This window comes from Rhizobium sp. FKL33 (genome assembly GCF_005222915.1).
Taxonomy (GTDB): Bacteria; Pseudomonadota; Alphaproteobacteria; order Rhizobiales; family Rhizobiaceae; genus Rhizobium_E.
Map to the genome: position 1 here is coordinate 140,160 of NZ_STFX01000028.1, position 25,808 is coordinate 165,967.

General features: G+C 62.3%; 22 protein-coding genes, 1 tRNA gene and 1 other RNA gene. 13 read left to right on the forward strand and 11 right to left on the reverse strand.

Features of this window, described 5'->3' with window-relative positions:
• Window positions 1–2: 2 nt before the first annotated feature.
• Window positions 3–3,308: a polysaccharide biosynthesis C-terminal domain-containing protein gene (locus tag E8Q41_RS17685; RefSeq protein ID WP_137156877.1), complete on the forward strand. Its 3,306-nt coding sequence runs from the start codon at window positions 3–5 to the stop codon at window positions 3,306–3,308.
• Between the two features lie 59 nt (window positions 3,309–3,367).
• On the opposite strand, the gene dnaJ is transcribed toward E8Q41_RS17685, so the two are convergent.
• The 4 genes from dnaJ to E8Q41_RS17705 all read right to left on the reverse strand — a co-directional run bounded on the left by dnaJ (window position 3,368) and on the right by E8Q41_RS17705 (window position 10,632).
• A complete protein-coding gene (dnaJ, locus tag E8Q41_RS17690) occupies window positions 3,368–4,513 on the reverse strand; it encodes a molecular chaperone DnaJ (RefSeq protein ID WP_137156878.1) in 1,146 nt (381 codons plus the stop codon).
• Window positions 4,514–4,643: 130 nt separating this feature from the next.
• Entirely contained in the window at window positions 4,644–6,548 is a 1,905-nt protein-coding gene (dnaK, locus tag E8Q41_RS17695; protein ID WP_137156879.1) for a molecular chaperone DnaK, read from the reverse strand.
• A 271-nt stretch (window positions 6,549–6,819) separates the two neighbouring features.
• Window positions 6,820–9,075: a transglycosylase domain-containing protein gene (locus E8Q41_RS17700; protein WP_137156880.1), complete on the reverse strand. Its 2,256-nt coding sequence runs from the start codon at window positions 9,073–9,075 to the stop codon at window positions 6,820–6,822.
• A gap of 171 nt (window positions 9,076–9,246) precedes the next feature.
• On the reverse strand, window positions 9,247–10,632 hold the full coding sequence (locus E8Q41_RS17705) for a dipeptidase (RefSeq protein WP_137156881.1): 1,386 nt from the start codon (window positions 10,630–10,632) through the stop codon (window positions 9,247–9,249).
• 178 nt (window positions 10,633–10,810) lie between these two features.
• Between E8Q41_RS17705 and E8Q41_RS17710 the strand changes: the two genes are divergently transcribed.
• The 6 genes from E8Q41_RS17710 to E8Q41_RS17735 are packed head-to-tail and all read left to right on the forward strand — an operon-like array spanning window position 10,811 to window position 16,509.
• Window positions 10,811–11,194 (forward strand): methylglyoxal synthase, encoded by a 384-nt coding sequence (locus E8Q41_RS17710; RefSeq protein ID WP_137156882.1) that lies wholly within the window; start codon window positions 10,811–10,813, stop codon window positions 11,192–11,194.
• Window positions 11,195–11,212: 18 nt separating this feature from the next.
• On the forward strand, window positions 11,213–12,229 hold the full coding sequence (locus tag E8Q41_RS17715) for a glucokinase (RefSeq protein ID WP_137156883.1): 1,017 nt from the start codon (window positions 11,213–11,215) through the stop codon (window positions 12,227–12,229).
• A 60-nt stretch (window positions 12,230–12,289) separates the two neighbouring features.
• Entirely contained in the window at window positions 12,290–14,089 is a 1,800-nt protein-coding gene (locus E8Q41_RS17720; RefSeq protein ID WP_246660238.1) for an ABC transporter ATP-binding protein, read from the forward strand.
• Window positions 14,089–14,916 (forward strand): 4-hydroxy-tetrahydrodipicolinate reductase, encoded by an 828-nt coding sequence (gene dapB, locus E8Q41_RS17725; RefSeq protein ID WP_246660239.1) that lies wholly within the window; start codon window positions 14,089–14,091, stop codon window positions 14,914–14,916. The genes E8Q41_RS17720 and dapB overlap by 1 nt, the downstream gene beginning before the upstream one ends.
• 27 nt (window positions 14,917–14,943) lie before the next feature.
• Complete coding sequence (locus tag E8Q41_RS17730; protein ID WP_137156884.1) at window positions 14,944–15,579, forward strand: 2,3-bisphosphoglycerate-dependent phosphoglycerate mutase; 636 nt, start codon at window positions 14,944–14,946, stop codon at window positions 15,577–15,579.
• Between the two features lie 60 nt (window positions 15,580–15,639).
• Window positions 15,640–16,509: an aldose 1-epimerase family protein gene (locus E8Q41_RS17735; RefSeq protein ID WP_137156885.1), complete on the forward strand. Its 870-nt coding sequence runs from the start codon at window positions 15,640–15,642 to the stop codon at window positions 16,507–16,509.
• Here E8Q41_RS17735 and E8Q41_RS17740 read toward each other — a convergent pair whose 3' ends face one another.
• Window positions 16,510–17,394: a bifunctional helix-turn-helix domain-containing protein/methylated-DNA--[protein]-cysteine S-methyltransferase gene (locus tag E8Q41_RS17740; protein WP_137156886.1), complete on the reverse strand. Its 885-nt coding sequence runs from the start codon at window positions 17,392–17,394 to the stop codon at window positions 16,510–16,512.
• A gap of 71 nt (window positions 17,395–17,465) precedes the next feature.
• Entirely contained in the window at window positions 17,466–17,969 is a 504-nt protein-coding gene (locus E8Q41_RS17745) for a DUF2244 domain-containing protein (RefSeq protein ID WP_137156887.1), read from the reverse strand.
• Between the two features lie 20 nt (window positions 17,970–17,989).
• On the opposite strand from E8Q41_RS17745, the gene nth reads away from it, so the two are divergent.
• The gene (nth, locus tag E8Q41_RS17750) at window positions 17,990–18,742 is read left to right on the forward strand and encodes an endonuclease III (protein WP_137156888.1); all 753 of its coding nucleotides are present in this window, start codon (window positions 17,990–17,992) and stop codon (window positions 18,740–18,742) included.
• Window positions 18,743–18,747: 5 nt separating this feature from the next.
• On the opposite strand, the gene E8Q41_RS17755 is transcribed toward nth, so the two are convergent.
• Entirely contained in the window at window positions 18,748–19,458 is a 711-nt protein-coding gene (locus tag E8Q41_RS17755; RefSeq protein ID WP_137156889.1) for a sulfate transporter family protein, read from the reverse strand.
• An 83-nt stretch (window positions 19,459–19,541) separates the two neighbouring features.
• Here E8Q41_RS17755 and E8Q41_RS17760 point away from each other — a divergent pair, with 83 nt between their 5' ends.
• Complete coding sequence (locus E8Q41_RS17760; RefSeq protein WP_137156890.1) at window positions 19,542–19,832, forward strand: SelT/SelW/SelH family protein; 291 nt, start codon at window positions 19,542–19,544, stop codon at window positions 19,830–19,832.
• 77 nt (window positions 19,833–19,909) lie between these two features.
• Here the strand turns inward: E8Q41_RS17760 and E8Q41_RS17765 are convergent, their stop codons facing one another.
• Window positions 19,910–20,308 carry a BA14K family protein gene (locus E8Q41_RS17765; protein WP_137156891.1) on the reverse strand — a complete coding sequence of 133 codons (399 nt, stop codon included), beginning with the start codon at window positions 20,306–20,308 and terminating at the stop codon, window positions 19,910–19,912.
• Between the two features lie 312 nt (window positions 20,309–20,620).
• On the opposite strand from E8Q41_RS17765, the gene E8Q41_RS17770 reads away from it, so the two are divergent.
• Both E8Q41_RS17770 and E8Q41_RS17775 read left to right on the forward strand, forming a co-directional pair.
• Window positions 20,621–20,705, forward strand: a tRNA-Leu gene (locus tag E8Q41_RS17770).
• A gap of 136 nt (window positions 20,706–20,841) precedes the next feature.
• Complete coding sequence (locus E8Q41_RS17775) at window positions 20,842–21,720, forward strand: AraC family transcriptional regulator (protein WP_170976525.1); 879 nt, start codon at window positions 20,842–20,844, stop codon at window positions 21,718–21,720.
• Window positions 21,721–21,730: 10 nt separating this feature from the next.
• Here the strand turns inward: E8Q41_RS17775 and E8Q41_RS17780 are convergent, their stop codons facing one another.
• The 3 genes from E8Q41_RS17780 to E8Q41_RS17790 all read right to left on the reverse strand — a co-directional run bounded on the left by E8Q41_RS17780 (window position 21,731) and on the right by E8Q41_RS17790 (window position 23,670).
• Window positions 21,731–22,231: a heme-degrading domain-containing protein gene (locus E8Q41_RS17780; RefSeq protein ID WP_137156893.1), complete on the reverse strand. Its 501-nt coding sequence runs from the start codon at window positions 22,229–22,231 to the stop codon at window positions 21,731–21,733.
• A 72-nt stretch (window positions 22,232–22,303) separates the two neighbouring features.
• Complete coding sequence (gene nudC / locus E8Q41_RS17785; RefSeq protein ID WP_137156894.1) at window positions 22,304–23,269, reverse strand: NAD(+) diphosphatase; 966 nt, start codon at window positions 23,267–23,269, stop codon at window positions 22,304–22,306.
• Window positions 23,269–23,670, reverse strand: a complete 402-nt coding sequence (locus E8Q41_RS17790) for an HIT family protein (RefSeq protein WP_137156895.1) — start codon at window positions 23,668–23,670, stop codon at window positions 23,269–23,271. Before E8Q41_RS17790 ends, nudC begins: the two co-directional genes overlap by 1 nt.
• A 101-nt stretch (window positions 23,671–23,771) precedes the next feature.
• On the opposite strand from E8Q41_RS17790, the gene ffs reads away from it, so the two are divergent.
• Window positions 23,772–23,869: signal recognition particle sRNA small type (gene ffs, locus E8Q41_RS17795), an RNA gene on the forward strand.
• A gap of 112 nt (window positions 23,870–23,981) precedes the next feature.
• Window positions 23,982–25,793 (forward strand): DNA polymerase III subunit gamma/tau, encoded by a 1,812-nt coding sequence (locus E8Q41_RS17800; RefSeq protein WP_137156896.1) that lies wholly within the window; start codon window positions 23,982–23,984, stop codon window positions 25,791–25,793.
• The last annotated feature ends 15 nt before the right edge of the window (window positions 25,794–25,808 follow it).

Consider the following 25,808-nt stretch of genomic DNA (forward strand, 5'->3'; position numbering starts at 1 on the left):
CGATGGCCAAGGGAGTTCTCGTCAATTCAGCCCTGAACGCTGCAGCCGGCATGCTGCTCCTGGTGACCGGCTTTGCCTGCTCGATCATCGCTGCCCGCCTGCTCGGCCCCGAAGCCAATGGGGTGATCGCCTTTTCGCTGTGGTTCGCCACCACCGGCGCTCTCGTCGCCGAACTCGGCACGGGCGTCCTCCTGATGCGCATGCTGCCTAAGCTCCGGCTGGAGGGTTATGACGAAAAGCGGCGGCGCGGTTTTGCCGCGCTTTTGCTCACGCCGACGCTGATCTCGACCGCCGTATTGGCTGTACTCTACGCTCTGATATTTCTCGGGTCGGAGGAGTTGCACTGGATCGATACGGGCCCTGAAGTCGCCCTTCTGACCGGCGGCTTGTTCATCGTTCAGTCGATCGGCGCATTCACCAAGAATTATCTGATCGGAGAGCAGAGGCTCGACGCTTTCTTCAAGCTGACTGTCGCTGCGTCCGTGGTTCAATTGACCACCGTAGGCGCGGGCGCGGTCTTCTACGGCGTGGAGGGCGCGCTTCTGGGCTATGCGGCCGGACAGACGGTGATGTTTCTCTACACGCTCACGCTGATGTTCGAGCGCAGGGACTTTTGCGACACGCCGGCGAAATTCCTGGTGTCGTCGTCGCTTGCCTTGTCGGCAGGCTATGTCATCGACTCGGTTTTCCTCAATCGCATCGAAATCCTGTTCCTGCAACAGTTCTGGGATGTGAGGATGGTCGGCTTCTATGCCGTCAGTCTGTCGCTCGCCAATCTGGCGTTGCAACTGCCCGTGCAGCTAACCGGCAGCCTGTTGCCGTATTACGCAGCGCAACGTCAAACAAGCAACGGCGGACAAATGAGCGCCGATGTCTTTACGTCGGTCATCCGGGCGCTCTTCTATCTCACCCTCCCAATGAGTTTTGGACTTGCCGGGATCGCCACGCCGCTTGTAAGTTCGGTATTCGGCGAAGACTTCGCTCCCGCCGGGCCAATGGTGGCGTTGATTGCGCTTTCCGCGCCGGCCTATGTGCTCATGCAGATCCTGACGCAATATCTCTTCTCGCTCGATATGATGAAGAGCCGTTTGTTCGCGGGACTGATCGGCAGCGCTGTGATCCTCATCGGTTGTTTCATTGCGGTGCCCCATTTCGGCGGAGAAGGCGCAGCCGGCGCGCGCCTGCTGGCCTTTACTCTGATGTGCATGGCGATGATCCGCATGACGGGCTTCGGCAGGAACCTGCATAGCCTGTACGGCGTGCTTGCCAAGGTGACCATGGCCTCGGCGCTGGTGGGAGGTGCGGCATTCGCCGTATCCGATTTCGTGCCGGGCCTTGCTGGCCTTGCGCTCGCCATTGCCATTGGCGTTGTCGTCTATCCTGCTGCTCTCCGCTGGACGCAGGCTATTCCGCCCGAGGACGGCGCGATGTTGAGAGCGCTTTCTGGTCGTGCGCCTGGCAAGACCGGCCAGATGGTTGGAAAAATCGTGCGGTGGGTTGCGCCGCGCACTGTGGACGAATCCTCGCGCTCGCCAAACCTTGATGCGGATGCGCCAGGCGCTGGTCAGAAGGCAGGATATCCCGTGACCTTCGATGGAACAGCAGGGCTTTACATGGCTGAAGGCAACGGCGTGGTTCGACGAGACGCTGCGGTTCTTCTCTTGCCGCCCTGGGGATTTGAGGAGCTGTGCAGTCGAAAATTCTACCGCATCCTCGCCGAAGAACTCTCGGACGCCGGCCTTCCAAGCCTTCGCTTCGATTATCCGGGCACGGGCGACTCAAGCGATCTCGACGACAATGCCGGCATGGAAGCTTGGGAAGCCTCGGTTATAAAAGCGGCGGCAAAGCTGCGGGCGTTGACTGGTCTCGACCGTATCATCCTGATCGGCCAGGGGCCGGGCGCAGCGCTCGCCCAGCATCTGGCCGGGCGGCTCGGCGAGATCGGCGGGATCGTGATGCTCGCGCCGATGCTGAGCGGGCGTCTCTATTTGCGTGAGGTCGCACTCATGTCGACGGCAGTCGATCAGTCGCTCGGTCTCAGGGAAGATCAGAGAGACAAGACGACGGTCAACATTGCCGGGTTCCGGCTGTCCGAGAGCATCGCGTCCGCCTTGAAGTCGATGAATCTCGGGGTTGCCGCGCAGGCTGCAGCGCCGCATTACCTGCTTCTCTCCAAGCCCTCCTCCGGTGCGGAAGCGCAAATGGGAGACGTTTTGCGCCAGCAGGGCGCGTCGGTCGATGTCGAGGCATTCACCGGTTACGAGGGGCTGGTCGCCAATCCGACAATTCAGGTTATGCCGCTTCAGACGGTGGCCCGGATCGTGGACTGGGCGCTCGAAAAGACTGGGCCGTCTACTCAGCGCAGCGAACTTCCGACGGCGAATGAACGAATCGAGACGCAGGATTACATCGAGACGGGCGTGCGCTTCGGCGACGGCGGTCGGCTGCATGGAATCGTCTGCACCCCCACAAGCAGCGCCTCAGGACTTCGCGTGCTGATCCTCACCACCGCTTACGACCGCGCCGCTGGCTGGGGGAGAAGCGGAACGGAACTGGCGCGCCACCTGGCAAAGACCGGCGTGGCCTCACTCCGCTTCGACGCCGCCAATGTCGGCGACAGCCCGCCCATCGCCGGCACAGGGGCCCAAGTCCTCTATTCCCCAGATCAGATATCTGATGCGCAAAGCGCGATCGACCTCCTCGAAGCCCACCTTGGGCGGGGACCGCTCATTCTCTTCGGCCGCTGTAGCGGCGCCTATGTGGCCCTGAGGACCGCCGCCGCCGATCCGCGCGTCAACGCTTTCATGGCGATCAATCCCTACATCTTTTACTGGGACACGACCAAGCCGGTGGATGGCGCATTGACCTTCATGCCGCGCAGCCTCGATGATTACGGGCAACGCCTGGCGCAATTGGGAACATTCAAACGGCTGCTCAAGGGAGAGGTAGACGTGCCGGCGGCGGCGCGGAACATTTCACTGGCGCTCTATCGCCGTCTGATGGCTAAAATGAAACCGGTGCTGCGCTTCATAGACTCCGCCGGTCCTGTGCACCATGAAACCGTAGAGATGTTCCGGACCTACGCGCTGCGCGAGACCGACGTGCGGCTCGCCTATAGCGAAGGGGATGTGGGTTTGGATGCTTTGCGCGACCATTTCGGCGACACCGGCGAGAAGCTCTCGGGCTTTGCAAATGTGAAACTGGTGATGATCCCGGATGCAGATCACAATCTCACGCCTCCGGCCGCAAAGGATCAGGCCATGGCGGAAATGATGGAACTGGTCCGGCTTCACACAACGCAGAAATGAGAAACGGCGGGCTCATTGCGGCCCGCCGTCATTCATTCAGCTTAACGTCGATCCCGACATCAGTCGCTCAGCGTATCGAAGAAGTCCTTCATCTTGGCGAAGAAGCCGGTCGATTCCGGATTGTTCTCCTTCGACGAGATCTTCTGGAATTCTTCCAGCAGCTCCCGCTGGCGCTTGGTCAGCTTCTGTGGCGTTTCCACCACGATCTGCACATAGAGATCGCCGGTCTGGTGCGAGCGCAGCACCGGCATGCCCTTGCCCTTCAGGCGGAACTGCTTGCCGGTCGGCGTGCCCTCGGGAACGGTGACGCGCGACTTGGTGCCGTCGAGCGTCGAGATCTCGAACTTTCCGCCGAGCGCCGCCGTCGCCATGGGAATGGTGACCATACAATAGAGGTCGGCGCCGTCGCGCTTGTAGAAGGAATGTGGCTTGACCGACATGAAGATGTAGAGGTCGCCAGCGGGTCCGCCGCGCAGGCCGGCCTCACCCTCGCCCTGCAGGCGAATGCGGGTGCCATCCTCGATGCCGGCCGGGATGTTGACCTGCAGCGACCGCTCTTCGGTGACGCGGCCCTGGCCGTGGCACTTGGTGCAGGGATCGCTGATGGTCTGGCCGCGGCCGTGGCAGGTCGGGCAGGTCCGTTCGATCGAGAAGAAGCCCTGGGTCGCGCGCACGCGGCCGGAGCCGTGACAGGTGCCGCAGGTCGTCGGCTTGGTGCCGGGCTTGGCGCCCGAGCCGGTGCAGACGTCGCAGGTGATCGAGGTCGGAACGCGGATCTGCGCCACCTTGCCCGCGAAGGCTTCCTCCAGCGAGATTTCCATGTTGTAGCGCAGGTCGTCGCCGCGCTCGCGGCCCTGAGAGCCGCCCGCGCCACGGCGGCGACCGCCGCCCATCATCTCGCCGAAGATGTCTTCGAAGATATCGGAGAAGCCGCCTGCGCCCGCGCCGAAGCCTGCGCCAGCACCCGCGCCGCCGCCCTGCTCGAAGGCGGCGTGGCCGAAACGGTCATAGGCAGACCGCTTTTGCGGATCCTTGAGCGTCTCATAGGCCTCGTTGATTTCCTTGAATTTCTTTTCGGCGGCCGCATCGCCCGGATTTTTGTCGGGATGCCACTTCATCGCGAGCTTGCGGAAGGCGCTTTTCAGCTCCTTCTCATCCGCCGTCTTGCTCACGCCGAGCGTCTCGTAAAAATCAGCTTTTGCCATGTTTGAAAACCATGCGCGTTAGCCGCGCATCACCACGTGGATTGAGGAACCGCCTCCGACCGGACCGAATCCGGCGGGAAGCGGATTTGAAGAGGCCTGCAAGCGAGGCTTGCAGGCCGGCATTTCAGATTCAGGCCGACTTCTTCTTGTCGTCGCTGACATCCTCATAATCCGCGTCGACGATGCCGTCGTCTTCCTTGGCCGCGCCGTCGCCGCCTTCGGCCTGCTGGGCCTCATACATCGCCTGACCGAGCTTCATGGAGACTTCCAGAAGATTCTGGGTCTTGGCCTTGATGTCTTCCGGATCGGCGTCGACAGGTTCGATCGCGGACTTCAGCGCCTCGATTGCCGCCTGGATCGCACCGCGATCGGCTTCAGTGACCTTGTCGCCATAGTCCTTGAGGGACTTTTCGGTCGAATGAATCAGGCTTTCGGCCTGGTTCTTCGCTTCCACGCCCTCGCGGCGCTTCTTGTCGGCTTCGGCATTGGCTTCGGCGTCCTTGACCATCTTTTCGATGTCGGCGTCGGACAGACCGCCAGAGGCCTGGATGCGGATCTGGTGCTCCTTGCCGGTGCCCTTGTCCTTGGCCGAAACCTGCACGATGCCGTTGGCGTCGATGTCGAAGGTGACTTCGATCTGCGGGACGCCGCGCGGCGCCGGCGGAATGCCGACGAGGTCGAACTGGCCGAGCATCTTGTTGTCGGCGGCCATTTCACGCTCGCCCTGATAGACGCGGATCGTCACAGCCTGCTGGCCGTCTTCGGCGGTCGAGAACACCTGGCTCTTCTTGGTCGGGATCGTCGTGTTGCGATCGATCAGACGGGTGAAGACGCCGCCGAGGGTTTCGATGCCGAGAGACAGCGGGGTCACGTCGAGCAGCAGCACGTCCTTGACGTCGCCCTGCAGAACGCCGGCCTGGATGGCCGCGCCCATGGCGACGACTTCATCCGGGTTGACGCCCTTGTGCGGCTCCTTGCCGAACAGCTGCTTGACGATTTCCTGCACCTTCGGCATGCGGCTCATGCCGCCGACAAGCACGACTTCGTCGATCTCGGCAGCAGAAACGCCGGCGTCCTTGAGCGCAGCCTTGCACGGCGCAACAGTGCGCTGCACGAGATCGTCGACCAGGCTTTCGAACTTGGCGCGGGTCAGCTTCATCGTCAGGTGCTTCGGACCGGTGGCGTCCGCCGTGATGAACGGCAGGTTGATTTCGGTCTGCTGCGAAGAGGAGAGTTCGATCTTGGCCTTTTCGGCGGCTTCCTTGAGGCGCTGCAGAGCGAGCTTGTCGTTCTTGAGCTCGATGCCCTGTTCCTTCTTGAACTCGGTCGCGAGGTATTCGACCAGACGCATGTCGAAGTCTTCACCGCCGAGGAAGGTGTCGCCGTTGGTGGACTTCACCTCGAAGACGCCGTCGCCGATTTCGAGAACCGAGATATCGAAGGTGCCGCCGCCCAAGTCGTAAACGGCGATGGTCTTGCCTTCATTCTTGTCGAGGCCGTAGGCGAGCGCAGCCGCAGTCGGCTCGTTGATGATGCGCAGCACTTCGAGACCGGCGATCTTGCCGGCGTCTTTGGTGGCCTGACGCTGGGCGTCGTTGAAGTAGGCCGGAACGGTGATAACGGCCTTTTCGACCTTCTCGCCGAGATAGGCTTCGGCGGTTTCCTTCATCTTCTGAAGGATCATGGCGGAGACCTGCGAGGGCGAATAGCCCGTGCCGCGGCTTTCGACCCATGCGTCGCCATTGCCGGCCTTGATGATCTTGTAGGGAACGAGGCCCTTGTCCTTTTCCACGGTCGGGTCGTCGTGACGGCGGCCGATGAGGCGCTTCACGGCGAAGACGGTGTTTTCAGGGTTGGTGACCGCCTGGCGCTTGGCAGGCTGGCCGACGAGACGCTCGCCTTCCTCAGTGAAGGCCACCATCGACGGGGTGGTGCGGGCGCCTTCGGAGTTTTCGATCACCTTTGCATCCTTGCCATCCATGATGGCGACGCAGGAATTGGTGGTTCCGAGGTCGATACCGATAACTTTTGCCATTTTCACTTCTCTCCTTGTAGCAGGCTGCAGGGACCCTTCAGGCGGCGTTCCCTCGCAACCCCCGTTTGGATGGGTACACTTGCGAATTTTTCGGAGCCGGGGCTCCTTGTATGCGGGGTATATAAGGAGGCATTTTTGCCTGTGCAAGGCGTCCACGCAGGCTCGCCAAACCAATTTTCCCGCAAGGAAGCCAGAAAATCACGGCGATTGCGCAAGCTCGTCCCATGAGCTTGCGCGGAGCTTTAGGCAAGCACGCGTAAGCGGCCTCGAGTTACTGTTGCATGATCACGTCGAGCAGGGTCGAATTGGCGCGACGCGGCGGTTGGCCGCCCGAATTTTCGCCGACATCCATAGGCGGCGTCAGGCCGGGGTCGTTGCTTGGGCGATCCTGCCGGATCACCTGTTCGATGTCCTGGGTGGGCAGGCCCTGGGGATCACCCTGCTGCGGACGGTTCGGCTGCTCCTGCTCACTATCGGCTCCGCCCAGAGCATGACTGATCATGTCGAACAGGCTGTCTCGCCGCTGCTCGTCGCTGCCGGTCGAGGCGATGAGATCGGATTGGCCGGCCCCGATGCCCGGCAGCGGTTCGGGCTTGAGGCCCTGATGCGCAGCCGTCATGAACTGGCTCCAGACTTCGGCCGGCAGGCCGCCGCCGGTGACCTTCTTCATCGAGGCGCCGTCGTCATTGCCGAACCAGACACCGGTGGCGAGGTTGGTCGTGTAGCCGACAAAGAGCGCGTCGCGGAACGATTGCGTCGTGCCCGTCTTGCCCGCCGCCTGCCAGCCCGCGAGCTTGGCTTTCTTGCCGGTGCCCTTGGTGATGACGCCCGCCATCATCATGTTCATCTCGGCGGCGATCTGCGGCGACAGAACCTTCGGCGGCGTCTCATACTTGTTTTCGTAGAGAACTTTGCCCGACGCGGTGGTGATGCGGCGAATGAGATGCGGCGTCGCCTTGTATCCGCCATTCATGAAGGGCGCATAAGAAGCGGTCAGTTCGACGAGCGAGACTTCCGAGGTGCCGAGCGCGATCGAGGCATTGTCCTGAATGTCGGATTCGATGCCCATGCGATGGGCGAATTTCACGACGTTGTTCGGCCCCGCCATCATGACCAATTGCGCGGCGATGGTGTTGAGCGAGTTTGCGAGCGCGGTGGAAAGCGTCACGGGACCACGATATTTGTTGTCGTAGTTCTCAGGCGTCCATTTGCCGATGCGAACCGGCGCGTCGTTGAGGACGGAGGCAGGCGTCAGGCCCTTTTCCAGCGCCGCCGCGTAGACGAAGGGCTTGAAGGCGGAACCCGGCTGACGCTTGGCCTTGAAGGCGCGGTTGAACTGGCTCCTGGCGTAGTCGCGGCCGCCGACCACTGCGCGAATGGCGCCGGCGCCGTCTATCGACACCAACGCGCCCTGGGAGACGCCCAGCCGCTTACCGTCTTTGTTCAGGGCCGCCTGCACCGCTTTTTCCGCGGCGCGCTCCAGCGTGCGATCGAGCGTGGTGTCGACAATGACGTCTTCCTTGACCTCGCCGATCAGGCCCGGCAACTCGTCCATCACCATGTCGGCGGCGTAATGCTCGGCGCCGGACCAGTAGCTCTTGGCCTTCGGCGGCTGCTGGCTCGTGGCCATCTTCATGTCTTCGGCGCTGATATAGCCCTGCTCTTCCATCGCCGCGAGCACCAGCTTGGCGCGGTCCATGGCGCCCTTGGGATTCTTGGCGGGGGAAAGCGCGGACGGCGCCTTCAGCAAAGCGGCGAGAATGGCCGCCTCGGTCAGGTTCACATCTCGAGCAGACTTGTTGAAGTAGCGGCGTGAGGCCGCCTCGACGCCATAGGAGTTCGACCCGAAGAACACGCGATTGAGATACATCGCGAGGATCTGGTCCTTGGAATATTTGCTCTCGAGCCAGAAGGCGAGCAGCACTTCCTGAACTTTGCGCTCCAAGGTGCGATCGGGCGTCAGGAACATGTTCTTGGCGAGCTGCTGGGTGATGGTCGAGCCGCCCTGCACCATGCGTCCCGCCATCACATTGCGCGCCATGGCGCGGGCGAAGCCGATGGGATCGAAACCCAGATGCGAATAGAAGCGCCTGTCCTCGATGGCGATCACCGCCTCGGGAATATAGGGCGACATGGCTTCGAGCGGGATCGCCTCGCCGCCGGTCGAACCGCGATTGGCGAGAAGTTCGCCATTGACGTCGACGATCTTGATATTGGGCGGCCGGTCAGGCATCGCCCAGCTTTCGGCGCTCGGCATGCGGGAGCCGTAATACATCAAGACGCCGCCCGCGGCGATGCCGCCCCAGAGGCAGAGCACCAGCGACCAGTAGATCGCCCGACGGATCAGGCCGAAAAAGCCGCCGCCGGACGAGCGGGACCGACCGCGCACGGTCTTGGTGCGCTTCTTGATCGGCGCACGGCCGCTCCGCTCCCTGGGATCGGCGCGCAAATCGTCATCGCGACGGGCGCGTGAGCCGCCCTCGAAGGAAGGTTCGATTCGTGTGCCGTTTCTGGATTTTCCCGCCATCAGATCCGATGTTTCGCTTGCCCGTCTCGTTGTCGACGGCCTGAACTTTAAATGTGGCGATTTAACGGGTCGTTAACTCTCGCGACCCGTTGAGCGCCTCAACGCCAAATGAACGCCGTCGTCCATGATTTATCTTCATGGCAACGGCGTTTCGAAAGAATGCAAAATCCGTCAGCCGCCGATCGCCGCCAGAATGCGGATCCAGGAACGAATGCCCTTATGGAAGGAACGCAGCTCGTATTTTTCATTCGGCGAATGGATGCGGTCGTCCGACAGGCCGAAACCGGCCAAGAGCGATTCTATGCCGAGCATGCGCTGGAAATCGCCGACAATGGGGATGGAGCCGCCCATGCCGATCATCACCGCGGGCTTTTCCCATTCCGCCGTCAACGCCTCGCGCGCCTTGTTGAGCATCGGCGAATCATAGGGCAACTGGATGGCGGGCGAGCCGCCATGCGGATGGAATTCGACCGAGCAATCGGCAGGGATCTTCGACTGCACATAGGCGCGGAAGCTCTCGCGGATCTTGTCCGGATCCTGCTTGCCAACCAGACGGAACGAAACTTTCGCAGAGGCCTGGGCGGCGATGACCGTCTTGAAGCCTTCGCCGGTATAGCCGCCGGTAATGCCGTTGACCTCCGCCGTCGGCCGCGCCCAGGTCAGCTCCATGACGCTGCGGCCCTTTTCGCCCGAGGGGATGGAGAGGCCGATTTCGCCGAGGAACTTGTCGGAGGTCATGCCGAGGGTTTCCCACATGGCCTTGACGTGATCGGGCGTCTCCTCGACGCCTTCATAGAAGCCCGGCAGGGTGACTTTGCCGGTTTCGTCATGCAGGCCGGCGAGGATGTCGGCGAGGATATGGATCGGATTGGCGGCCGCGCCGCCGAAATAGCCCGAATGCAGATCGCGATCGGCCGCCTTGACCAGAACCTCTTCGCCGACAAGGCCGCGCAGGCCGGCCGAAATGGCCGGGGTCTCGCTGTCCCACATATTGGTATCGCAGACGAGGGCGAAATCCGCCTTGAGCTCAGCGGCGTTGGCTTCGAGGAACGGCTTGAGCGACGGCGAGCCTGACTCTTCCTCGCCTTCGAACAGGATCGTCACTTTGACCGGCAGCGCGCCATGCGATTCCTTGTAAGCCCGGCATGCTTCAACGAAAGTCAGGAGCTGGCCCTTGTCGTCGGATGTGCCGCGACCGGAAATCACCTTGCGGCCGTTGAGCTCGCGAATCTGGGGCTGAAACGGGTCTGTCTCCCAGAGATTGACGGGATCAACCGGCTGGACGTCGTAGTGACCATAGAAAAGCACATGCGGCGCATCCTCACGCGCGCCGGCGTGATGGGCCACGACCATGGGATGGCCGGGCGTTGCGCGAACCGAGGCTTCGAAACCGAGGGCCTTGAGATCATCGACCAGCCACTGGGCGGCGGCGGCGCACTCTTCCTTATAGGCCGGATCGGTGGAGATCGACTTGATGCGGCACAGAGCGAACATCTTCTCGAGGCTGGAATCGAGATTAGCGTCGGCTTTGGACAGGACGGTGTCGATCATGCTCATGGCGGTCCTCGCTGGTCGGAAACTGATTTGCCCTGTTTAGCCGATCCGTTCGGCATTTTCGCCCTTGGCTCCGGAAATTTTCGCGAACGGAACCCAAGCCTTCTCAAATCGATTGAAATTCCTTTTTGAAGTCCCGGCCAAATCCGATATAGGCTCAGGCTCGGACAGGGAGAGGCCGATGACGGTTCGGAAAACCATTGCGCTCATCGCGCATGACCAGAAAAAAGACGACATGGCGGACTTCGCCCGGGAGCATCAGGCTGAACTGATGCAGTTCGACATCGTGGCGACCGGGACGACGGGCGGCCGGATTCTCGATGCATGTCCGACGCTTGCCGTCCAGCGCCTCAAGAGCGGGCCCCTCGGCGGCGACCAGCAGATCGGCGCGCTGATCGCCGAAGGCAAGGTCGAGATGCTGCTGTTCTTCACGGATCCGCTGACGCCCCTGCCACATGACGTGGACGTCAAAGCCTTGACACGGCTCGCCACCGTCTATGACATACCGATGGCGCTGAACCGCGCCACGGCAGAGCTTCTGATCACCTGCTTCGACAAGGCATAAATTCCAGGCGGACATTTCATGGCGAGACAAAACGAACATTTCCCCTTCCCTATACTGGTCGGGGATATCGGCGGCACGAATGCGCGCTTCATGCTGCTGACGGACGCTGCCGCCGAGCCGCAGGTGTTTCCGATCCTGCAGACCGCCAAATACGAGACCATCGACGACGCCCTGCGCGACGGCGTGTTGCCGCAGGCCTCGTCTGCGCCGCGTTCGGCGATCCTCGCCATTGCCGGGCCGATCAATGGCGACGAAATTCCGCTCACAAACTGCCCCTGGGTCGTGCGTCCCAAGGCGATGATCGCCGAACTCGGCTTTGTCGACGTCATGGTCGTCAATGATTTCGAAGCGCAGGCGCTCGCGGTTTCGACGCTCGGCGAAGAAGACCAGGTCAAGCTTGGGCCGGGCGAGCCGCTTTCTGGCCATTCCAAGGTGGTGCTGGGTCCCGGCACCGGGCTGGGCGTCGGCGGCCTCGTGCATGCGCTGGACGCCTGGATTCCCGTTCCCGGCGAAGGCGGTCATATCGATCTCGGACCCCGCAGCGAGCGCGACTACCAGATCTTCCCGCATGTGGAAGAACTGGACGGGCGCATCTCGGCCGAGCAGATCCTGTGCGGCCGCGGCCTCGTCAATCTCTATCGCGCCATCTGCATCGCCGATGGCCAGGAGCCGATCTTCACCGATCCGGCCGATATCTCCACCCATGGACTGGCCGGGGACAACAAGGCGGCGGCGGAAGCGCTGTCGCTGTTCGTGACCTATCTCGGCCGCGTGGCCGGCGACATGGCGATGATCTTCATGGCGCGCGGCGGCGTCTATCTCTCCGGCGGCATTTCGCAGAAGATCTTGCCTGCGCTTCAGAAACCCGAATTCCGCGCCGCCTTCGAAGACAAGGCTCCGCACCAGGCGTTGCTCGGCTCGATCCCGACCTATGTGGTGACGCATCCGCTCGCCGCGCTCGCCGGCCTCTCGGCCTATGCCCGCGCGCCGGAACGCTTTGGCGTATCGACCGCCGGCCGTCGCTGGCGGAAATGACTGTTCAAGCGCCTGCGCCAGGTTTATAGCCGCGGACGCATCAGGCGAGGATAAGAAGCGTTGAGCGAAAAAAAGCCGAACCAGGCGGTGGATAGGGCGAAGATCTTCCCGGTGATCAAGCGCGTTTTCGCGGAGAATGCGCGCGACCATATCGCCGGCTACGCCTTCGCGATCGCCTGTCTGGTGACGGTCGCGGGCTCGACCGCCTTCACCGCCTGGATCATGGAATCGGTGATCAACGAGACCTTCGAGAACAAGCGGGCCGATCTCGTCTGGATCATCTGCCTGGCGATCTTCCTCGCTTTCGCCATGAAGGGCCTTGCTTCCTACGGCCAGGCGGTGGCGCTGCAGAAGATCGGCAATTCGATCGTGGCGCGTTATCAAAAGCGCCTGTTCAGCCATATGATGGCGCTGGATCTCGGCTATTTCTCGGACTCGCGCTCCTCGCGACTTTCAGCGACGGTGGCGCAGAATGTCAACGGCATACGCGACACGCTCAATCTCACCATCACCTCGATCGCACGCGATGCGCTGACCTTCGTGGCCCTGGTCGGCGTGATGATCTCCAAGGATCCGCTGCTGTCGCTGGTGTTCTTCGCCGCGGCCCCTCCCCTGTTTCTCGCCATGCGCGCCATCGCCAAGAAGCTGCGCGTCGCCTCCAAGGAAGCGGTGGAATTCAACGCGCATGTGATCGGCGCCATGCAGGAGACGATCCAGGGGCTGGCCATCGTCAAGGCCTTCACTATGGAAGACCAACTGCGCCAACGGGTGTTTCGCCTCATCGAGATGGCGGAAGGGCGCAGCAACCGCATCGCCCGCCTGTCGGAACGCACCTCGCCACTCACGGATTCCTTCGCCGGCGCGGCGGTGGCGCTGGTGATCGGTTACGCAGCCTATCAATCGATCTATCAGGGGCAACTGCCCGGCGCCTTCATCGCCTTCATCACCTCGCTGCTGCTCGCCTATGACCCGGCGCGGCGGTTGATCCGGGTTCAGGTGCAGCTGGAGCGCGCTTACGTCAACGCCAAGATGATCTATGACATCCTGGATACGCCGATCCCGATGCGGGAAGAGCCGGACGCCAAGCCGCTCACAGTCACGGAGGGCCGCATAGACTTCGACAACGTCGTCTTCGGTTACGGCGACGAAGAGATCCTGCACGGCGTGTCCTTTACCGCCGAGGGCGGCCGGACCACAGCTTTTGCAGGCCCATCCGGCGCCGGCAAGTCCACCATCATCAGTCTCATTCCGCGTTTCTACGATCCGCGCGCCGGGCGCATCCTGATCGACGGGCAGGATCTTCGCTTCGTGACCAAGCAGTCGCTGCGGGAAAAGCTCGCGTATGTCTCGCAGGCGGCGCTGCTGTTCGAAGGCACGATCCGCGACAATATCCGCTATGGGCGGCCAGACGCCACCGATGCGGAGGTCGAAGATGCCGCACGGCTCGCTTACGCGCATGATTTCATCAGCGCTTTGCCGAAGGGCTACGACACGCCGGTGGGCGAAAACGGCGCCAATCTCTCAGGCGGCCAGCGCCAGCGCCTGTCGATCGCGCGCGCGCTGGTCAGGAACGCGCCGATCCTGCTGCTCGACGAGGCGACCTCGGCGCTGGACAATGAATCCGAAGCCGCCGTTCAGAAAGCCTTCGACAACGCCATGAAGGGCCGCACCGTCGTGGTGATCGCCCACAGGCTGTCGACGATCGCCGGCGCCGACAAGATCATCGTCATGGAAGACGGGCATATCGCCGAACAGGGCACGCATGAAATGCTTGCGAAGGAAGAAGGCGGTCTCTACGCTCGCCTCAACCGGCTGCAGGGAAGACGAGACGAGCCGCGGATCGCGGCGGGGATAGAATGATGACCGAAACGAAAACGAATATGAAGCTGGTCGTGGTGGCGGGCGCCGCCGGCCGGATGGGGCAGACGATCATCCGCGCCGTGCAGTCGACGCCGGGCCTCAAGCTGCATGCCGCAATCGAACGCGAAGGGTCGAGCGCCACGGGCAAGGACGCGGGCGAAATCGCCGGCATCGGTCCGATCGGCGTGCCGGTGACCAATGATCCGCTGAAGGCCTTTCTCGATGCGCATGCCGTCATCGATTTCACCACGCCGGCCTCGACGATCGAATTTGCAGCGCTCGCCGCGCAGGCGCGCATCGTGCATGTGATCGGCACGACCGGCTGTTCGGAAGAGGATGAAGAGAAGATCCGCGCCGCCAGCCGCCATGCCCGCATTGTCAAATCCGGCAATATGAGCCTCGGCGTCAATCTGCTGGGCGTGCTGGTGCGCCGCGCCGCAGCCGCGCTGGCGGCCGCCGACTGGGATATCGAGGTGCTGGAAATGCACCACAACAAGAAGGTTGACGCGCCCTCGGGCACAGCGCTGCTGCTCGGGGCCGAAGCCGCCAAGGGCCGCGGAATCGACCTGCTCGCCAATGCGGTGAAGGTGCGCGACGGCCATACCGGTCCGCGCGAAGCCGGATCGATCGGCTTCGCCACGCTGCGCGGCGGCGGGGTCATCGGCGATCACTCCGTCATCCTGGCCAGCGATTCAGAAATGGTCACGCTGTCTCACCGCGCCAGCGACCGGTCGCTGTTCGCCAAGGGTGCGTTGAAAGCCGCCGAATGGGCCTATGACAAAAAGCCCGGACTTTACGACATGCTCGACGTGCTCGGGCTGGATTGATTTATAAACATCGAAGAGAGGAATCCCATGAGCGGAACTTTGGTGCTCGTCCGTCACGGCCAGAGCGACTGGAACCTGAAGAACCTTTTCACCGGCTGGCGCGACCCCGACCTGACCGAACTCGGCGTCAGCGAAGCGACCGCCGGCGGTGAAGCGCTTGCCGCCACCGGCATCAAATTCGACATTGCCTACACCTCGGCGCTGAAACGCGCGCAGCGCACCTGCCAGATCATTCTGGATTGCGTCGGCCAGAGCGACCTCGAGACGATCAAGGACGAAGCGCTCAACGAGCGCGACTATGGCGACCTCTCCGGCCTCAACAAGGACGACGCCCGCGCCAAGTGGGGTGAAGAGCAGGTGCATATCTGGCGCCGCTCTTATGACGTTCCGCCTCCGGGCGGCGAAAGCCTGAAGGACACCGGCGCGCGCGTCTGGCCCTATTACATGACCGATATCCTGCCGCAGGTACTCTCCGGCAAGACGGTGCTGGTGGCCGCACACGGCAATTCGCTCCGTTCGCTGCTGATGGTGCTTGACCGTCTCGACCGCGAGAAGATCCTCGGCGTCAACCTCGCCACCGGCGTGCCGATGGTCTACAAACTGAACGCGGATTCGACCGTCAAATCCAAGGATGTGCTCGGCGACATGTCCGGCGCCCACTAAGGCTTCAAGGCGGGCTCCGGCCCGCCTTTTCATTTCAAGCGCCGTTCGAAGGAGATCATTATGCCGAGCCTGACACGCATCGAAAACAATGCGCTCGCCATCGAAGTGTCGTCGCTCGGCGCGGAGTTGCAGAGCGTGACCTCGCGCGACGGTCGCTCCTGGCTTTGGAACGGCGACGCCGCCTTCTGGGCCGGCCGCTCGCCGATCCTCTTCCCGATCGTCGGCAAGGCGATCGACAACCGCGTCAGCATCGGCGGCAAAGCCTATGAGATGAACCAGCATGGCTTCGCCCGCCGCAGCGAGTTCGCGCTCGCGGACACGACGGAGACCGCTTGCCGCTACGAACTGACGGCAAGCGACGCCACCCGCGCCGTGTACCCATTCGATTTCCGGCTATCGCTCACCCATGCGCTGGAAGGCCATGTGCTGACGGTCGAGACCGTGGTCGACAATCTCGGAGCCGATCCCATGCCCTTCGGCCTCGGCTATCATCCCGCCTTTGTCTGGCCGCTGCCGGGCGCGGAAGGCAAGCCGCATGCGGTGAGCCTGGAAAATGCTGCCGAGCCGGGGCTGTCGACGCTCGAGGGCGGGCTGCGTAAATCAGGTCTCTTCCCTTCGCCCTTCAAGGACGGCCATCTCGTGCTCGATCACGCGCTGTTTGCCGACGATGCGCTGGTGTTTCCCGAAGGCGCGGGCGATGTGCTGACCTATGCCGCCGAGGGCGGGCCGACGCTCAGATTCCGTTTCGAAAAGCTGCCCAATCTGGCGCTCTGGACCAAGCCGGGCGCGCCGTTCCTCTGTATCGAGCCCTGGCATGGCACCGCGCCTGTGGTCGGCGACGGCGATGCGCTGGAAACGCGGCCCTATACGATGACGCTCGAGCCCGGCGGCTCGGCGCGCTTCGCCTTCAGCGTCGAATTCCCGCTCTGATCAGAGCTGGGCGGCTTCCCAGCCCAGCATGGCCCGTTTGCGGGTCAGTCCCCAGTGATAGCCGGTGAGCGCGCCGGATTTGCCGATGGCGCGATGGCAAGGCACGACGAAGGAGACGGGGTTGCGTCCGACGGCCGCGCCGACAGCACGCGACGCTTTGGGCGCGCCGATCTTGCAGGCGATATCGGAATAGGTCGAGAGACCGCCGAGTGGAATATCCAGCAACTGCTCCCAGACCCGCACCTGGAAATCGGTGCCGATGAGAACCACGCGCAGCGGCTCCTCGGCGCGCCAGCGGGCCGGGTCGAAAATGCGGGCGGCATAGGGAGCAAGCGCCTGCTGATCGGCGACGAAATGCGCCTCGGGCCAGCGCTGCGTCATGTCCAGAAGCGCCGCTTCGTCGCCCGCGGCGTCGGAAAATCCGAGACCGCAGAGGCCGCGATCGGTGGCCATCAGCAGCGTCCGCCCGAACTGAGACGGAAAGAAGCCATAGCGGATCTCAAGTCCGCGTCCTTGCGTCTTCCACTCGCCCGGCGACATGGCCTCATGGGTGACGAAGAGATCGTGCAGGCGCCCGGGCCCCGACAGTCCGAGCTCCAACGACGCCTCCAGAAGCGGCAGGCGCTCGCGACCAAGAAGACGCTTGGCGTGGTCCAGCGTCACGGCCTGCAGGAAGGCTTTGGGCGATAGACCCGCCCAGCGCGTGAAGGTCTTCTGTAACTCCTGCGGATCCCGTCCGATGGCGCGGCCGATGTCTTCGAGCGTCGGTTGGGCGCGATAATGGTCCGTGAGATGGGCGATGACACTGCACACGGTCGCGTAATCATCTCCCTCGGGGGTCACGTCAATGGCGCTGGCGGAATCGAAATGTGGGGCGATGGTCATGGGCTCATCCTCTTTCGCATCGTTCTCGCACGATGGCCGGACCGCCGCCACCCGATTTCCGCAAGCCCGCTTCAGACGCGCCGTTTGATATCGGCGAGCGCGGCCGTGAAGGCGCGGGCGAAATTTTCACGTTCCTCAGGCCCGAGGAACTTGCCGAGCGTCGTACGCCGGTTGCGCTCGATCACCGCCATGTCGGTGATGCCGAACTCCTCATGCCGCGCCACATCAAAGCGCGCCCAGAAGGGATTGTACTGGCTCTTGCGCACGAGACCCGCCGGCGAGACCTTCTGGATGTCGAGATGGTTGCGGCTCAATCGAACGACCTCTTTGGCCCGCGCCGATCTATAGTTCAGCCAGAAGGCGCCATAGAGCAGCGCGAGATCCAACCCGAAGAACATGGCGACCGGCAGCGCATTGGTGGCGAGGAAGAACACGACGTTGATCAGGGTGACGGCGACGGACACACCCATCAACACCCGAAACCCGACCCTTCCGAGAGAACGATGTGGCCTAAGCTCGGCGGTGAACACCGCCGGCTCCCCGTTGAACCCGCTTTCCACAGTGGCTAGAGTCATGCCCAAACTATAGGGCAAATATGACAAACAGCAAGACGACCGCCGCCGCCAAGCCAGCGACAAAAAAGCCCGTGCGCGCGAAGAAATTTCGATGTCCCTATGGGCGCGAGGAGATCGAGGAGATCTTCCGGCGCTTTTCCGTGCAACGTCCGGAGCCGAAGGGCGAGCTTTATCACACCAACGCCTTTACGCTGCTGGTGGCCGTGGCGCTTTCGGCCCAGGCGACGGATGTGGGCGTCAACCGCGCCACGCGCCCGCTATTCCCGCTGGTCGACACGCCCGAGAAGATGCTGGACTTTGGCGAGGAACGCCTGCGCGACGCCATCAAGACGATCGGACTTTATCGCAACAAGGCGAAAAACGTCATCGCGCTCTCGCAGAAGCTTATCGACGATTTCGGCGGACAGGTGCCGCGCACGCGCGAAGAACTGGTGACCCTGCCGGGCGTTGGCCGCAAGACGGCCAATGTCGTGCTGTCCATGGCCTTTGGAATTCCCTCCCTGGCCGTCGACACGCATATATTCCGCATCGGCAACCGGCTGAAAATCGCGCCGGGCAAGACGCCTGACGAGGTGGAGGAGAAGTTCCTGTCGATCATTCCCGATCACCACCTGTTCTACGCCCATCACTGGCTGATCCTGCATGGCCGCTATTGCTGCAAGGCGCGCAAGCCCGAATGCGAGAAATGCGTGATCGCCGATATCTGCAAATCGCCCGAGAAGAGCTGGGATGTGCCCGCTCCCCTCGTGGAGCTGCCGCCGCAGGTGTTTTGAGGCAATTAGCGGACCGCAGGCGATGTGGTCCTGAGCGCCTTGTGCAGATGAATCATCGTGGCGGCGGCAAACAGCGGCGTCAGCAGATTGAGGATGGGGATGAACAGGAACAGGGCGACCATGAGGCCAGCCAGCATCACCGCGCCGCGATTGCTCCTGCGGAACTGGCGCGCGCCTTCGACGCCGAGATGGCGCGATGCAGCGAATTCGAAATATTCGCGACCGATCAGATAGCCGTTCACCAGAAAGAAGATCACCAGATTGACGCCCGGCACGAGCAGCAGGAACAGCGCCAGGATGTTTGCCGCGACAACCACCAGAAAGAACTGCACCGAGGACCAGATCGACTGTCCGAGCGGCAGGGCCACGCCCGGCGCTTCATCGGGATAGTCGCGTTTTTCGATGATCTCGGCGGCGTCATCCAGAAAGAAACCCGCGACGATGGCGCTGATCGGCGCGATCAGCATCGCAAGCGCCGCAGCAAGCCCCAGGGCCGCCAGGAGACCGGCCACGAAGGTGAGCCACCCCGCCCAGGCCGGCAGATCCGGAAGATAGGGCGTGACCCACGGCATGATCACATCCATGAAGACTTCGCGCAGACCCAGCCAGAGCGCGGCGAGCGCCAGAAGCGTCAGGCCGAGCACTTTCCAGAACACGCCGCGGACTTCCGGCGCGAAGAGATCAGCCAGTGCGCGGCTGGCGGCAGTAAGGATCATCAAGCGTCTCCAGTGTTGTTTCGGATGATGTCGGCGCTCGCTGCCGGCTTTGCAAGAGCGCATGGGGGATGGTATCAGGCGTCATGACCGAAAAACCCCGCATCACCATTCTCTACTGCACCCAATGCAACTGGCTGCTTCGGGCAGGCTGGATGGCGCAGGAACTGCTACAGACCTTCGGCCAGAGCCTGGGCGAAGTGGCACTCATTCCCGGCACGGGCGGCAATTTCGAGATCCGGGTCAATGACGACCTCGTCTGGGAGCGCAAGCGCGACGGCGGCTTTCCCGGCCCCAAGGAATTGAAGCAGCGCATCAGGGACATCATCGAACCCGAGCGCGACCTCGGCCACACCGACCGCGCCGACAAGGGCTGAGCGCCGATTCCCGAAAGCTGGATATAGTGAGAGCGGCGTGTGATGCGCCGCTCTGTTTGTCTGATTTGATTCTGGGGTCACCGGTAAGGCGAACGGCAAACCTTGTAGTAGCCGTCATAGGCCAGGAAGCGATTGGTGGCCGGATTGTAGGACTGGTAACGATTGAGGCACCAGCGCACATGGGCGCTACCACCGGTGCGAACGATCACGCGGGGCGCAGGCCTAACGATCACACGCGGCTGCACATAAACCGTGCGGGGCCGGTAGTAATAGCCTGGGCGAATGACCACGCGCGGGCCAGGTCGCCAGACACGACGGCAATTCCAGCGATTGCACACGACTCTCGCTTTGGTCACATCCGTCGTCTTCTCGACCTTCAGCGGCGGCATCGAAGGCTGAGCCTCTGCCACCGATACGGAGGCGGCGCCGGCCAACGCCACGACGCCGGCTATGATTAGATTGCGCAATTTTGCCATTTCAGATCCTCTCACATTGCGAAGCTTTACGCTTCTCGGTGTCCCTTGCGCTAGACGTTTCGTCGTCTTTTGTTATTCGCGGCAATAATCTTCCCGCGCTCAGCCTTTTGCAACACAATTGTACCCTTGTTAGTTCCATATATCACGCGCCTCAATTTTAGGATTTGCTGTAGATCATATCATGCAATTTTTTTTCGAATGCCGTGACAGCTGGAAATCTCGGATCTTTCCACCTCGCCCCCTATGCCGTTGCGCTTTTCTCAAAAATCGCTGTTGACACAAAACGGTCACGCGGCTACACGCTCCCTCGTCGCCCAGATGGCGGAATTGGTAGACGCGCAGGTTTCAGGTACCTGTGCCGCGAGGCGTGGAGGTTCGAGTCCTCTTCTGGGCACCAAATTCCCACCTATTTCAATAGGTTAAAAAGCCCGCCGCAAGGCGGGCTTTTTGCTTTGGGGTTGCGCTTTCGCCTTGCGCGCCAGCAAGTTTCGCGCAAGATGCTCCTACTACCCTCGCTAGGGGAGAGCCGTGACATGCAAGACGCCAACACCTTAGATCTGGATTTCCGCGAGCCCGAACAGGCGCCCGACTTCGAGCGCATCGTCAACTGGCGCGGCTTTACCCTGCAGCATGCCAGCATGGTGCTTCCCGCGGAGTATGAATTCGCCTGGAACGGCGCGACGCATTATTTCGCCGCCCACGATCTCGTGCTCGATCGCGGTGAAATGCATGTGGATGGGATGGACCCCATCTCCGGCCGCGATTTGCGCAACAAGATGACCTATATCCCAGCCGGAAATTCGCTGACGGGTTGGGCGGCGCCGGTCGGCCGCAAGAACAGCTTCACGATCGTCAATTTCGACCCCTCGCTGATTTCCGAAGAACTAGAGCGCGACTTCTCAGAAAACGCCTTCAAGCCGCAAATTTATTTCGAGGATGAGCGCCTGGCGTCCACCATGCGCAAGATCGAGCGGCAACTCGTCGAAGGCGGCTCCAACCTGTATCTCGAAACGCTGGGGCTGCTGGCCGCCCTGGAAATAGCCGAGTTCATGGTCGAGGAGACGCGCCACATCTCCTTCCGCCGCGGCGGCCTGAACCGCCTGCAGATGAAGATGCTGACCGAATATATCGACGCTCATCTCGCAGAGGACGTGTCGCTCGACCGTTTGGCGGGATTGGTGCGATTGAGCCGCTTTCACTTCTCCCGCTCGTTCAAGGCGGCTTTCGGCGTCTCGCCGGTCAAATTCGTCACCAGCCGACGGCTCGCCAAGGCGAAACTGCTTTTAGCTGGACCGCGACTCGGCCTTTCGGAAGTGGCCGCCGCCGTCGGATTCGGCAGCGTCCAGCAATTCATCAAGGTGTTCCGCGAGGACACCCGGATGACGCCAGGCGAATATCGCCGCAACCTTTGACAGTTTGTCCTCAGATCTGCGGCAGATCGATCTTCAGATAGGCCGCGATCGCTTCCACCGCCATACGGTGATCGTCGCGTTGCGGCAGACCCGACACGGTCAGCGCGGCGACGACCAGGCCGCCGCTTGCAAAGCGGATGGGAAAACTGCCGCCATGGGCTGCGTAATCCTTGAGGTCCAGACCGATTTCCGGTCCGACGCTGCGCTGCTTTTCGGCCAGCAACTGGCCGTGGAGCAACGAGGATTGGCTGAAACGCAGCGTGATATTGCTTTTGCGTCGCACCCATTCGTCATTGTCCGCCGAAGATCCCTGCAACGCCGCATGAAAAAGGATGCGGTTGGGCGTGCGGATGTCGACGACGACAGGGGCATGCTGCCCCCTTGCGATCGCCATCGTCATGGAGCCCAGGTCGAAAGCCTGGTCTTCGTTGAAATGCTGGAAGACGGCCAATTTCTCCTGCCGCTTCAAAGCTTCAATCAGGTCTGCGCCGGCGTCATTGGTCTTGCTCATGCGATCCTCCACAACGACGTCCAGCAATGATAGCGCGACGCCCTTTACGACTGTTTCCAAATTTCTTTCGAATTATTCCGATGGCCAATCCAGCCAATCGCGAATCAAGCGATAGGCGACGGCGCCGCTGACAGGAACGATGATTCCTTCGGAATGCCGCCCCTCGATCATCGCATCCACGTCGTCCCGCGAAAACCACCGGCAGTCTTCGAGCTCCAGCGTGTCGCGAGAAATATCCAGAGTCTTGGCTTCGGCGTAACAGCCGATCATCAGGGAATGCGGCATGGGCCAGGCCTGGCTGGCGTGATAGCGGACACAGTCCGTCTCGATGCCGGATTCCTCCAAGGTTTCGCGGCGCACCGCCGCCTCGATGGTTTCGCCGGGCTCGAGGAAGCCGGCGAGGCATGAATACATGCCCGGCGGGAAATGCGGCGAGCGACCGAGCAGGCAACGATCGCCCTCGACATCGATCGCCAGCATGATCACCACCGGATCGGTGCGGGGGAAATGCTCCGCTTCGCAACTCGTGCATTTCCGCCTGTAACCGCCGGCCCGTGGCTCGGTTTTCGCGCCGCATTTTCCACAGAAACGCGCGCCGCGCGACCAGGACATCATCGCCGTGGCCTGCGCCGCCTCCCCCAGCGCCGCGTCATTCAGCAGCGCCTCGCGCATCAAGGCGCGGCAATCGGCGAATTTGAGGTGATCGACGGGGTTCTCGGGATCGACGCCCACGGGCACCGCGAGCCGAGGCGCGCCGCTCTCTTCGAAACCCAGCAGGATCGCTTCGTCGAAATCCGGATCCAGATCCGGCAGTTCATAGGGGGCGAACAGGGGATCGATCACCTCGTTCTCATGCTTGAGCACAAGCTTCGAACCCGCCAGAGCATAAAAGAGAGCCCCCTCGGCGCGCACGGCCTTTTCGATACAGTCGTCCTCCCGATGTTCGGAGCGGCGATCCAGGCGATTGCCGGAAAAGGCGACGAGACTGGAGGCCTCGGGATGCGGTCGGGGACTATCGAAAATGCTCCGGCTCGACATCAGATCGCCTCCAGAACACGATTGGCGAAGGCTTCGATCTCCTCAGTGGAATAGGGCTCGCGCGTCCCATAGCCCCAGACGGGCGCGGGCCAATTGGGATCGCCGGCGCTACGGGCCACCACATGCACATGCAATTGACGGACGATGTTGCCGATGGCGGCGATGTTGATCTTGTCGCAGCCGGTGACCTTCTTCAGCGCCGCGCCGACCAGATTGGTCTCGAAGGTGAGCATGGCCTGGTCCAGAGGCGCAAGGTCGAACAATTCCGAGAGGCCGTCGCGCTGAGGAACCAGAATGAGCCAGGGCCAGCGTCGATCGTTCATCAGCCTGAGCTCGCAGAGCCCGATGCGGACTACCAGCACGGAATCATTCGACAATCTCTCATCCAGCGTGAACGCCATGGGGACCCTTTCCCTATCCTGATCTTCTTTTTCCTCTCCAGATATCAGATAATTTCAAGATTGGCTTGCAATCAGAAAAGATATTGACGATATGGACAGCGGGAGGCTGGTGGTGGACGCGCCACTCGCCAACCGGGTCAGGTCCGGAAGGAAGCAGCCCCAACGAGCTTCGGTACGGGTCATCGTGCCGGCCTCCCACCCTCTCTTTTCCCGTGGATCACAAGCAGGAACAGCCCGGCGGAATTTCCTTTTTCCGATCGGATGCTTTAGCCTGCGCCGGCGAAAAGATCGCGATCAAAGGCGGATGAAGCTTGAGCGCAGAGACTGACAAGACCGGCTACCGGGTTCTGGCCCGGAAATATCGCCCCAAGGACTTCTCCGACCTCATGGTCGGCCAGGAGGCGATGGTCCGTACGCTCACCAACGCCTTCGAGACCGGCCGCATCGCCCAAGCCTATATGCTCACCGGCGTACGCGGCGTGGGCAAGACCACGACCGCCCGCATTCTGGCGCGCGCGCTCAATTACAAGACCGACGCCATCGACAAACCGACCATCGACCTGCGCGAGCCCGGCCTGCATTGCCAGGCCATCATGGAGGGCCGGCATGTCGACGTGATCGAGATGGACGCCGCCTCCCATACAGGCATCGACGATATCAGAGAAATCATCGAGCAGGTGCGCTATAAGCCGGCGTCTGCACGATACAAGGTCTACATCATCGACGAAGTGCACATGCTGTCGACGGCCGCGTTCAACGGCTTGTTGAAGACGCTGGAAGAGCCGCCGGAACATGTGAAATTCATCTTCGCCACCACCGAAATTCGTAAGGTGCCGGTGACGGTGCTGTCGCGCTGCCAGCGCTTCGATCTCCGGCGCATCTCTGCCGCCGATCTGACCCATCTCTTCAGCACCATCGCCGAGAAGGAAGGCATTCAGGCCGAGACCGAGGCGTTGGCCCTGATCGCGCGCGCCGCCGAGGGGTCTGCGCGCGACGGCCTGTCGCTGATGGATCAGGCGATCGCTCATGGCGCAGGTGTAGTCGAGACGGATGCGGTGCGCGCCATGCTCGGCCTCGCCGATCGCGCCCGCATTGCCGATCTCTTCCGGCATATCGTCAAAGGCGACGTCGCCGCGGCGCTCAACGAATTTTCCGAACAATACGCCGCCGGCGCCAATCCAGTGGTGGTGCTCAACGATCTCGCCGATTTCACCCATCTGGTCACGCGACTCAAATATATCCCGGACGCCGCCAATGACCCGTCGCTGTCCGAAATCGAGCGGGTGCAAGGCGCGGAACTGGCCAAGTCCATTGCCGTGACGGCGCTGTCGCGCATCTGGCAGATGCTGCTCAAGGGCATTCCGGAGACGGAGAACGCTTCCCGCCCGTTCGGCGCGGCGGAGATGGTGTTGATCCGGCTGGCGCATGCCGGCTCCCTGCCCTCGCCCGAAGACGCCGCGCGCCGTCTGGCCGGCATGATGAACGGCGACATGGGCGCGCCGACGCCCGCGCCGCGCGGCGGCAATGGCGGCGGCCCGCAGACGATGGCCGCATCAGACAACAGAAGCTATCAATCCATGGCTCCATCCTCGCCTTCGGGCGGGGCGACCATGCTGCGCGCGGTTCCCTCCTCGCCGCAACAGCCGATGCAGGATCTCAGACCCTCGCCGGCGGCGCGCCCCGACGAAGCGCCCAAGGTCAACCTGCGCTCGCTCGCCGATGTCGCCCAACTCGCGGGCGACAAGCGAGACATGAAGCTGAAGGCGCAGTTGCGGCAATTCGTGCGGCCCGTGCGCATGGAGCCCGGCAAGATCGAGCTGGCGCTCTCGCCCGACGCGCCGAAAAGCCTGGTCGGCGATCTCTCAACTCGGCTCAGAGAATGGACCGGGCAACACTGGCTGGTGGTGATCTCGCGGGAACCGGGCGGGCTCACCCTCGTTGAGGCCGAAGCGAAGGAGCGCGACGACCGCGTGGCGGATGCGCGCGCCGACCCGGATGTCGCCGCCATTCTGGCGCGCTATCCGGGCGCCAAGATCACCGACGTCCGCGTGATGGCCGCGCCCGATGACGACAATGAAGACGCCGTCGCCGCCGATGAGGCGCTCGACGATTTCGACGAATAATAACAGGAGCGAATG

Coding starts and splice junctions, on each gene's coding strand:
- E8Q41_RS17685 (WP_137156877.1), top strand. CDS start 3: ATGGCCAAGGGAGTTCTCGTCAATTCAGCCCTGAACGCTGCAGCCGGC.
- dnaJ (WP_137156878.1), bottom strand. CDS start 4,513: ATGGCAAAAGCTGATTTTTACGAGACGCTCGGCGTGAGCAAGACGGCG.
- dnaK (WP_137156879.1), bottom strand. CDS start 6,548: ATGGCAAAAGTTATCGGTATCGACCTCGGAACCACCAATTCCTGCGTC.
- E8Q41_RS17700 (WP_137156880.1), bottom strand. CDS start 9,075: ATGGCGGGAAAATCCAGAAACGGCACACGAATCGAACCTTCCTTCGAG.
- E8Q41_RS17705 (WP_137156881.1), bottom strand. CDS start 10,632: ATGAGCATGATCGACACCGTCCTGTCCAAAGCCGACGCTAATCTCGAT.
- E8Q41_RS17710 (WP_137156882.1), top strand. CDS start 10,811: ATGACGGTTCGGAAAACCATTGCGCTCATCGCGCATGACCAGAAAAAA.
- E8Q41_RS17715 (WP_137156883.1), top strand. CDS start 11,213: ATGGCGAGACAAAACGAACATTTCCCCTTCCCTATACTGGTCGGGGAT.
- dapB (WP_246660239.1), top strand. CDS start 14,089: ATGACCGAAACGAAAACGAATATGAAGCTGGTCGTGGTGGCGGGCGCC.
- E8Q41_RS17730 (WP_137156884.1), top strand. CDS start 14,944: ATGAGCGGAACTTTGGTGCTCGTCCGTCACGGCCAGAGCGACTGGAAC.
- E8Q41_RS17735 (WP_137156885.1), top strand. CDS start 15,640: ATGCCGAGCCTGACACGCATCGAAAACAATGCGCTCGCCATCGAAGTG.
- E8Q41_RS17740 (WP_137156886.1), bottom strand. CDS start 17,394: ATGACCATCGCCCCACATTTCGATTCCGCCAGCGCCATTGACGTGACC.
- E8Q41_RS17745 (WP_137156887.1), bottom strand. CDS start 17,969: ATGACTCTAGCCACTGTGGAAAGCGGGTTCAACGGGGAGCCGGCGGTG.
- nth (WP_137156888.1), top strand. CDS start 17,990: ATGACAAACAGCAAGACGACCGCCGCCGCCAAGCCAGCGACAAAAAAG.
- E8Q41_RS17755 (WP_137156889.1), bottom strand. CDS start 19,458: ATGATCCTTACTGCCGCCAGCCGCGCACTGGCTGATCTCTTCGCGCCG.
- E8Q41_RS17760 (WP_137156890.1), top strand. CDS start 19,542: ATGACCGAAAAACCCCGCATCACCATTCTCTACTGCACCCAATGCAAC.
- E8Q41_RS17765 (WP_137156891.1), bottom strand. CDS start 20,308: ATGGCAAAATTGCGCAATCTAATCATAGCCGGCGTCGTGGCGTTGGCC.
- E8Q41_RS17775 (WP_170976525.1), top strand. CDS start 20,842: ATGCAAGACGCCAACACCTTAGATCTGGATTTCCGCGAGCCCGAACAG.
- E8Q41_RS17780 (WP_137156893.1), bottom strand. CDS start 22,231: ATGAGCAAGACCAATGACGCCGGCGCAGACCTGATTGAAGCTTTGAAG.
- nudC (WP_137156894.1), bottom strand. CDS start 23,269: ATGTCGAGCCGGAGCATTTTCGATAGTCCCCGACCGCATCCCGAGGCC.
- E8Q41_RS17790 (WP_137156895.1), bottom strand. CDS start 23,670: ATGGCGTTCACGCTGGATGAGAGATTGTCGAATGATTCCGTGCTGGTA.